This window comes from Streptomyces sp. CBMA156, from assembly GCF_014596515.1.
Classification (GTDB): domain Bacteria; phylum Actinomycetota; class Actinomycetes; order Streptomycetales; family Streptomycetaceae; genus Kitasatospora.
In genome coordinates this window covers 1-7,806 of record NZ_MSJQ01000383.1, presented here as the reverse complement: position 1 = coordinate 7,806, position 7,806 = coordinate 1, and the positions used below count along the sequence as shown (strand labels likewise).

Here is a 7,806-nt window from a genome sequence, read left to right as displayed (position 1 = left end):
GGGCGAGCAGCCCCCCCCGGCCGCCCTCGCCCCGCTGCTGCTCCCCACCCGGGAGGCGCTGCTCGCCCGCCGCGCCCACCCGGCCCCGCGCTGGAAGCGCCTGCTGAGGTCGGCGTCCGGCGGCCCGGCGGCCTGGATCCGGCTGGAGGCCGACGCCCAGGCCGAACGCCTCGGCCGCCGCACGCCCGGCACCGAGCACGTCCTGCTCGCCCTGCTGGCCGTTCACGAAGTGGCCCTCAGGGAGCCGTGGTCGGCGGAGGAGAGCGGCGTCGGAGAGCTGCTCGCCGGGCTCGGCCTCGGCTACGCCAGGGCGCGCGCCGCGCTCGACTCCGGCGAGGTCACGCTGGCCGCGGACCCGCGCGCGGTCGATGCTTACCTGGCGGACGTCGCAGGTCAGGGCACCGAACAGCTGCTCCGGACGTTGCTGGAGGAGGACACCAGGGCCCGCCGGCTGGTCGAAGCCCTGCGCGCCTGAACGCCGCGGCACCGAGATCCGCGGGCACGGAACGGAAGGGACACCCTATGTACGTCACCCTCGCCGAGGAGCTGATGCTGCTCTCGCTGGACGACGAGTCCGGCGTGGCGAAGGACTCCGCCACCGCCGCCTGGGCCGTCACGGGAGGCATCCTGGCCGAGCTGGTGCTGGCCGAACGGGTCGCGCTCGACGACGGACGGCTCACCGTCACCGACCGGACCCCGACCGGCGAGCCGCTGCTGGACGGCCGGCTGGCCCGGCTCGACGCCTGGGTCGCCGGACGCCGCGCGGGCCGGGCCAAGGCGGCCGACTGGCTGACCAAGGACCGGTCCACGGCGGTCGCCGACGCCGTCGGCCGGTTGTGCGAGCGCGGTCTGGTGGTCGAGGAACGCCGCCGCGCGCTGGGCATCTTCCCCGTCCGCCGCTACCCGGAGGCGGACGGCAGCGTGGAGCGCGAACTGCGCGAGCGGCTGGCCGCGACCGTGCTGCACGGCGTCGAACCGGACGTGCGCACCGCCACCCTGGTGGCCCTGCTGCACGGAACCAGGCTGCACCGGCTGGCCTTCCCTGAGCTGCCCCGCAGGAAGGTCGAGCCGCGTTTCGCCGAGATCGCCGCCGGCGACGGGGCGGCCGAGTCCGTCCGGCAGGCGATCCGGACCATGCAGCTCACCATGGCCGCCGTCATCGCGGCGACGTCGGCCGCGACCACCGCCGCCTCCGCCTGAGCATGCCGGGCGGGCCGCTCGCCGACGCGCGCGCCCCGTCCGCCCCGTCCGGCCCGTCCGGCCCGTCCGGCCCGTCCGGCCCGTCCGGCCCGTCCGGCCCGTCCGGGCCGCCCGGAGCGTCAGAGCACCGTGGCGCCGAGGGTGATCGCGCCGAGCACCACCAGCACCCCGAGCGCGAGGAACCCGTACTCCAGCGCTGCCCGTTCCCGGCCGTCCACCAGCACCTGCCGAGGGTCCGCCGGGTCGTAGCGGACCGGCACGAAGCCGCCGTCCGGCAGCGGGTGGCGGGTGGTGGACGGGACGGGGGAGAAGACCTCGACCACCCGGCCGTCCTCGGTCTCGAACTGGAGCAGGGGCCGCGGCGGCAGCGCGCGGTCCGCCGGGGCCAGCGCGCGGGAGCGCACCAGTGCCCGCACCGGGACGCCGACCCGGCGCAGCCGCCGCAGTTCGCGCAGTCCGACCGCCCCGGCGAGGTAGGCGACCACGCCGCCCAGCGCACCGAACACGACCACGGCGAACCCGGCCGTACCGCCCATCGCCGCCTCCCTGTCCGAGATTCCCCCCAGGGCTCCAGTATCACGCGGACGAGGCGCTCTTGACGCCCCGGAATGGTCCAGTCCACTCTGGATGGCGGCATGTTCCTGTCACCGTCGGCCTCCCGCCACCCCGGCGCCGGCCCCGACCACCGCAAGGAGCACCGTCCGTGACCAAGCGCCCCGCCGTCCTCGCCGCGCTCACCACCCTCACCGCCCTCACCCTCGGCTCCCCGGCCCCGGCCGCCGGCTCCGCCGCCCCGGCCGTGGTCAAGGTCGGTACCGCCAAGCAGCTCCAGGCCGCGCTCGCCGCCGCCGTGCCCGGCCAGACCATCCAGCTCGCCGACGGCACCTATTCGGGCAACTTCAAGGCCACCACCCCCGGCACCGCCACCGCCAGGATCACCCTCACCGGCTCCGCGAACGCCGTCCTCACCACTCCCACCGGCGGCGGCTACGGCCTCCACCTCAACGGCGCGGGCTACTGGACCGTCCAGGGCCTCACCGTCACCGGCGCCCAGAAGGGCATCATGGCCGACGCCGCCGAATACGTGCTGCTCGACGGCGTGACGGTCCACCACACCACCATGGAGGGCGTGTACTTCCGCAACTCCAGCGCCCACGGCACGCTGCGCGACTCGCGCGTCCACGACACCGGCCTCAGCCGGGACGGCATGGGCGAGGGCGTCTACGTCGGCACCGCCAACACCCTCTCCGACCGCAGCGACTTCGTGCGGATCACCGGCAACACCTTCGGCCCGAACATCGGCGGCGAGAACGTGGACCTCAAGGAGGGCACCACCGGCGGCCTGGTCTCCGGCAACACCTTCGACGGCGACGGCCTCACCGGCCGCAACCACGACGACTCCTGGGTCGACGTGAAGGGCAACGGCTACGTCATCGAGAACAACACCGGCAGGCGCACCACCGACGACGGCTACCAGACCCACAGCGTCCAGCCGGGCTGGGGCTGCGGCACCGTCTTCCGGGGCAACCGCTCCGACCTCACCGGCGCCACCGGGCCCGACCGGTACGCGATCGACGTGACCAACCACGACCCGGCGACGTGCCCGGTGACGATCGGCGCGGGCAACACCGTCACCGGGGGCCGGGGCCTGGTGAACCCCGGCGTCCCGGTGGGCTGAGGCCGCTACAGCGCGTCGAGCGGCACGTCCGGGTCGGCCAGCGCCTTGGTGTCCACCACCCGCCCCGAGCGCACCAGTTCGCGGATCGGTTCGGTGACGTCCCAGACGTTGACGTTCATCCCGGCGAGCACCCGGCCGCCGGACAGCCAGAACGCGATGAACTCGCGGGTGGCCGGGTCGCCGCGGAACACCACCTGGTCGTAGCCGTCCGGTTCGACGTAGCCGACGTACTCCATGCCCAGGTCGTACTGGTCCGTGAAGAAATAGGGAACCCGGTCGTACACCGCGTCCGGCTGCCCGAGCAGCGCGCGGGCGGCGGTCTGCGGCTGGTTGAGCGCGTTGGCCCAGTGCTCGACCCTGACGTGCTTGCCGAACAGCGGGTGGTAGGCGTTGGCGACGTCGCCGGCCGCGTAGACGTCCGGGTCCGAGGTGCGCAGGTGCCGGTCGGTCTTGATGCCGTTGTCGACGTCGAGACCGGCCGCCTCGGCGAGGCCGGTGGCGGGGGAGATGCCGATGCCGACCACCACCGCGTCGGCGGCCACCGTCGTGCCGTCGGCGAGCTCCACCCCGTTCACCGTGCCGCCCTCGCCGGTCAGCGCGGCCACCCTGGCGCCGAAGCGCAGGTCCACGCCGTGCTCCCGGTGCAGGTCGGCGAAGACCTGGGCGACCTCCCGGCCGAGCACCCGCAGCAACGGCAGCTCCAGCGCCTCCAGCACCGTCACCTCGGCGCCCGCCTCGCGGGCCGCGGCCGCCACCTCCAGGCCGATCCAGCCCGCGCCGATCACCGCGATCCGGGCGCCGGGCCGCAGCGCGGCCCTGATCCCGTCGCTGTCCTCGACCCGGCGCAGGTAGAGCACCCCGTCCTGGTCCGCGCCCGGCACCGGCAGCCGGCGCGGCACCGAGCCGGTGGTCAGCAGCAGCTTGGCGTACTCCACCCGGCCGTCGTCCGCGAGCGTCACGGTGTGCCCGGCCGGGTCGATCGCGGCCACCGCCGTGCCCAGCCGCAGCGTGACGTCGTGCTCGGCGTACCACTGCGGCGGGTGGACGTAGATCTTCTCCCGGGGCGTCTTGCCCTGGAGGTAGCCCTTGGACAGCGGCGGCCGTTCGTACGGGCGCTCGTGCTCCTCACCGATCAGGACGATGCCGCCCCGGTACCCGGCCTCGCGCAGCGCCTCGGCCGCCTTGGCGCCGCCCAGGGACGCCCCGACGATGACGACCGGGCGCTCCCGCCCGCCGCTCGTGCCGCCCGCTCCGGCCGTCCCGGTGTCCGTGCCCGCCATGCTCGACTCCTCGCTCTCCGACCGTGATCGGGGCCAGCCTGCCGCCGTTCGGGTGGCCTGTCGAGAGCGCACCTGGCGCGCCGCGCCGCGCTCGCCCGTACGAGTGAACCTGAGGCCTCAGCCGGTCATCGCCTCCCTGACCAGCGCGGTGTCGGTGAACTGCTCGAAGCGCACGATCCGGCCGCCGCGCACGGTGAAGCGGTGGGCGACCCGGACCGCGAGCGGCTTCCCGGTGGCCCGGTGGACGGCCGTGTAGCGGCCCAGCACCACCACGGTCTCGCCGTCCACCACGTAGGTGTCGTCGTGCGCCGTCCAGTTGTCCCACTCGGCGGCCAGCCGCTCCATCACGTTGGCGGTGACGCCCTTCGGGGTCCGGTAGGTGCCGGCCAGCGGGAAGCCTGCCATCTCGGTCCACTCGACGTCCTCGGCCAGCGTGGCGCGCAGCGCGGCCAGGTCGCCCCTGGCGGAGGCCAGGTACTGGCGCCGCACCACGTCGGCGGGGGCGGTCGACTCGGCGAAATCGGCGATGTCCTTGGGGATCTCGATCACCGCCCGCTCACCCCCAGGCCATCTCGCCCAGGGCGACCTTGGTGCCGATGTCCACCGCGATCCGCAGCCCCAGCTTCGGGAACCGCCGCTCCAGCGCCTCCCTGGCGGCGGCCGCGTCGTCGGCCCGGCCGATCTCGGTCTCGAAGGCCCGCAGGTAGGCGCGGGTGTGGTCGACGGCGTTCAGGTCGGTGGGCGCGCCGGCGATCCGGTGGCCGGCCGCCACCCAGGTCGGGTGGAGCGCCTCGATGCCGTCCAGCAGGTCGATCCAGGCGGCCCGTTGGGCGGAGGTGGGGGTGTCGGCGGTCCACACGTGCAGGCCCTCGAAGAGCAGCACCCCGCCCAGCACGGCGCGGTGGTGCTGCTGCCAGAGGTAGTGCCGGTCCGGCAGGTGGAAGTCGGCGCCGCGCAGCTCGAAGCGGTGGCCCTCGAAGACCAGCTCGTCCCCGTGCAGCACCTCGGGCCGCACCAGCCGGGTGGGCAGTTCCGGGCCCAGGTGCGCCCAGGCGCCCAGCTTGGCCTCGTACGTCTCCTGGATGTGCTCGACGGTCGAGGCGGTGGCCAGGAAGCGGGCCTGCGGGAAGGCGTCCTGCACCTCCTGGGCGCCGAAGTAGAAGTCCGGGTCGCCGTGGCTGACGAAGACGGTGGTCAGCCGCTTGCCGCTCGCCCGGACCCGTTCGACCAGACGGCGGCCGTCCGAGCGGGTGAATCCGGCGTCCACCAGCAGCGCGTCGTGCGGCCCCGTGACCAGCACGGAGGTCTTGTTGAGCGAGCTGTCGGGGCTGTCGACGATCTCGAAGTCGAGTGCACTCACGTTTGAGTCCTTCCTCCGGTCGGGCACGCCTCGCCGCCAGGATCGGCTCTGGGCGCGCCATCCGCATCCGGAGGGGCCGGGGCGTGCCCGGTGGATCTCCGCCGGGGCCGCGACACCGGGGCGCGCCCTACCCCCGGGTCCAGAGCGAGAGGTCGCTGCTGGTGGCCACCGCGAGGGTCCGGCCGGTCGGCGAGAAGCCGGCCGCGCGGAAGGTGGACCGGCTGGAGTCGAGGACCAGCCACCAGCTCTCCCCGTGCTCGCCCTGCCACGGCCCCCGGCCGCTGGCGAGCAGCACCCGGTGGTGCGGCCACTCCGGGGCGACCACCTCGATGCGCCAGCCGCCCTCGGCGCCGGTGTGCAGTCCGCCGCCCCACAGCCCGGCCACCGGGATGCGCACGTCCGTGACCTGGCCGAGGCCGGGGCAGGAGAGGTCACCGCCGTCCGGGGCCTCGGCGGGGTCGTGGTCACGGGCCAGCTTGAGGCCCGTCACGGCGTCGAACAGGCCGTGCCCGCCGTGCGAGACGGTCAGCACCAGGTCGTGCCCGCTCTCCGGGTGGACGGCGAAGCCGATGCCGAGCAGCCCGCCGACGGACTGAAGGCCCCGGCCGGCCGGGCGCCACGGCCGCGGCGGGGCGGTCACCTCGGCGGCCATGATCCGGTCGCGGAGGTGCCGCTGGTGCGGGGTCAGGGCCATGCCGACGATCATCCCACCGGGGCGGGCCCGTCGCGCCGAGCGAGCCGTCCGTCCGGCGAGCCCGCCGTCCGGGCCGGGAGCCCGGGAGCCCGGGGACGCGGGATGCGGGAACAGTGGCCGCCCGGAACACGTTCGTCCGGTCATGACCGACGACAGCACCCCCGAGATCCTCCGCTACGCCGCCTTCGCCACCCGCCCCGAGGGCGGCAACCCGGCCGGCGTGGTGCTCGACGCCACCGGGCTGACCGACGAGCGGATGCTCGCCATCGCCGCCGAGGTCGGGTACTCCGAGACCGCCTTCCTGACCGCGGGCCCGGCCGAAGGGGCCTACCGCGTGCGGTACTTCAGCCCGCTCGCCGAGGTGCCGTTCTGCGGGCACGCCACGGTCGGCGCCGCCGTCGCCGTGGCCGAGCACACCCGGCCGGGGCGGTACGTCTTCGCGACCGCGGCCGGGGACGTCCCGGTCGAGGTCGAGCGCGGCGCCGACGGGCTGCTGCGCGCCACCCTCACCAGCGTGGAGCCGAAGGTCGAGGAGGTGCCGGAGGCCGACGTCGACGAGGCGCTCGCACTGCTCGGCTGGTCCGCCGCCGACCTCGACCCGGCGCTGCCGCCCCGGATCGCCTACGCGGGTGCCCGCCACCTGGTGCTGCCGGTCGCCACCCGCGAGCGGCTGGCCCGGCTCGACTACGACTTCGACGGCCTCGCCGCCCACATGCGCGCCCGTGACCTGACCACCCTCCAACTCGCCTGGCGGGAGGCCCCCGAGGTCTTCCACGTCCGCGACCCGTTCCCGGTCGGCGGCGTGGTCGAGGACCCGGCCACCGGCGCCGCCGCGGCCGCCTTCGGCGCCTACCTGCGCGACCTCGGCGCGGTGGCGGCCCCGGCGGTGCTGACGCTGCACCAGGGCGAGGACCTGGGCCGCCCGGGCGTCCTGCGGGTCGAACTGCGGGCGGAGGACACCCGGGTGCGTGTCTCGGGCACGGCGGTGGCGATCGGCTGACGCGGGGCGCGGGCCTCAGGGCGAGGGAGGCAGCAGGACCCGCTCGCCCTCGCCCCGGGGCCAGGCACCTCAGCACCCCCGTATCCGGTCGACGGTCACCGCACCGGACGTGGCCGGTGAGTCGTCGCGCCCCGGGTGATGAAGGCCACCGTGGGGGAGAAACCCCCGTGCCCGACCTCGCGTCGGGGCGGGCGCTCCGGCAGCTCCGTTCGGCGCGTCCGGAAAAGCGTTGGCATGTGCCCGTCCCGGTGGGTGAAGCTGCTCGGATGCAGCGAGCGAGCAGTCGGACCGTGACGGTCGATCTCACCTTCGGCGACGAGTACTTCGGGCTGCTGGGCCCCTACGAGGTGGAGGTCGGCTGGTGGTCCTCGGTGGACGGGGTGGTCGCGCGGGCGGCGGAGGCGGCCGGGGTGCCGGTGCTGGTGACGCGGCTGGTCGACGGGCACAGCGAGGAGCCCGGCCACGGCGGGTGGGTGCGCTACCACGCGGAGGCGCTGCGCCGGCCGGCCGCGCTCGGCTCCCGCCCCCCGGACGGTGACACGGCCGCGCTGCTCGGCCCCGCCGAACGCCGCGCCGCCTGGGCCACGCCCCGAG

9 protein-coding genes and 1 pseudogene are annotated in these 7,806 nt (G+C 75.3%); 5 read left to right on the top strand and 5 right to left on the bottom strand.

Features of this window, described 5'->3' with window-relative positions:
* Positions 1-475 (top strand): Clp protease N-terminal domain-containing protein (locus BU198_RS33595; RefSeq protein WP_317620433.1); only part of this gene is annotated, 475 nt, incomplete at its 5' end.
* A 47-nt stretch (positions 476-522) separates the two neighbouring features.
* Positions 523-1,200, top strand: a complete 678-nt coding sequence (locus BU198_RS33590) for a GOLPH3/VPS74 family protein (RefSeq protein ID WP_188300629.1) — start codon at positions 523-525, stop codon at positions 1,198-1,200.
* A 119-nt stretch (positions 1,201-1,319) separates the two neighbouring features.
* Here the strand turns inward: BU198_RS33590 and BU198_RS33585 are convergent, their stop codons facing one another.
* Complete coding sequence (locus BU198_RS33585) at positions 1,320-1,736, bottom strand: DUF3592 domain-containing protein (protein WP_188300628.1); 417 nt, start codon at positions 1,734-1,736, stop codon at positions 1,320-1,322.
* 167 nt (positions 1,737-1,903) lie between these two features.
* Here BU198_RS33585 and BU198_RS33580 point away from each other — a divergent pair, with 167 nt between their 5' ends.
* Complete coding sequence (locus BU198_RS33580) at positions 1,904-2,878, top strand: right-handed parallel beta-helix repeat-containing protein (RefSeq protein ID WP_188300627.1); 975 nt, start codon at positions 1,904-1,906, stop codon at positions 2,876-2,878.
* 5 nt (positions 2,879-2,883) lie between these two features.
* On the opposite strand, the gene BU198_RS33575 is transcribed toward BU198_RS33580, so the two are convergent.
* The 4 genes from BU198_RS33575 to BU198_RS33560 all read right to left on the bottom strand — a co-directional run bounded on the left by BU198_RS33575 (position 2,884) and on the right by BU198_RS33560 (position 6,212).
* On the bottom strand, positions 2,884-4,158 hold the full coding sequence (locus BU198_RS33575) for an NAD(P)/FAD-dependent oxidoreductase (RefSeq protein ID WP_188300626.1): 1,275 nt from the start codon (positions 4,156-4,158) through the stop codon (positions 2,884-2,886).
* A gap of 117 nt (positions 4,159-4,275) precedes the next feature.
* The gene (locus BU198_RS33570) at positions 4,276-4,686 is read right to left on the bottom strand and encodes a nuclear transport factor 2 family protein (protein ID WP_188300630.1); all 411 of its coding nucleotides are present in this window, start codon (positions 4,684-4,686) and stop codon (positions 4,276-4,278) included.
* Between the two features lie 28 nt (positions 4,687-4,714).
* On the bottom strand, positions 4,715-5,518 hold the full coding sequence (locus BU198_RS33565) for an MBL fold metallo-hydrolase (RefSeq protein WP_188300625.1): 804 nt from the start codon (positions 5,516-5,518) through the stop codon (positions 4,715-4,717).
* Positions 5,519-5,645: 127 nt separating this feature from the next.
* Positions 5,646-6,212: a hypothetical protein gene (locus tag BU198_RS33560; RefSeq protein ID WP_223245307.1), complete on the bottom strand. Its 567-nt coding sequence runs from the start codon at positions 6,210-6,212 to the stop codon at positions 5,646-5,648.
* 142 nt (positions 6,213-6,354) lie between these two features.
* On the opposite strand from BU198_RS33560, the gene BU198_RS33555 reads away from it, so the two are divergent.
* Positions 6,355-7,212, top strand: a complete 858-nt coding sequence (locus tag BU198_RS33555) for a PhzF family phenazine biosynthesis protein (protein ID WP_188300623.1) — start codon at positions 6,355-6,357, stop codon at positions 7,210-7,212.
* Between the two features lie 290 nt (positions 7,213-7,502).
* Positions 7,503-7,806, top strand: a pseudogene (locus BU198_RS33550) (aminoglycoside phosphotransferase family protein); the annotation flags it as partial.

Bases quoted from the DNA above. Each gene is read 5' to 3' on its own strand.
- BU198_RS33585 (WP_188300628.1), bottom strand. From the start codon at position 1,736: ATGGGCGGTACGGCCGGGTTCGCCGTGGTCGTGTTCGGTGCGCTGGGC.
- BU198_RS33560 (WP_223245307.1), bottom strand. From the start codon at position 6,212: ATGGCCCTGACCCCGCACCAGCGGCACCTCCGCGACCGGATCATGGCC.
- BU198_RS33575 (WP_188300626.1), bottom strand. From the start codon at position 4,158: ATGGCGGGCACGGACACCGGGACGGCCGGAGCGGGCGGCACGAGCGGC.
- BU198_RS33555 (WP_188300623.1), top strand. From the start codon at position 6,355: ATGACCGACGACAGCACCCCCGAGATCCTCCGCTACGCCGCCTTCGCC.
- BU198_RS33590 (WP_188300629.1), top strand. From the start codon at position 523: ATGTACGTCACCCTCGCCGAGGAGCTGATGCTGCTCTCGCTGGACGAC.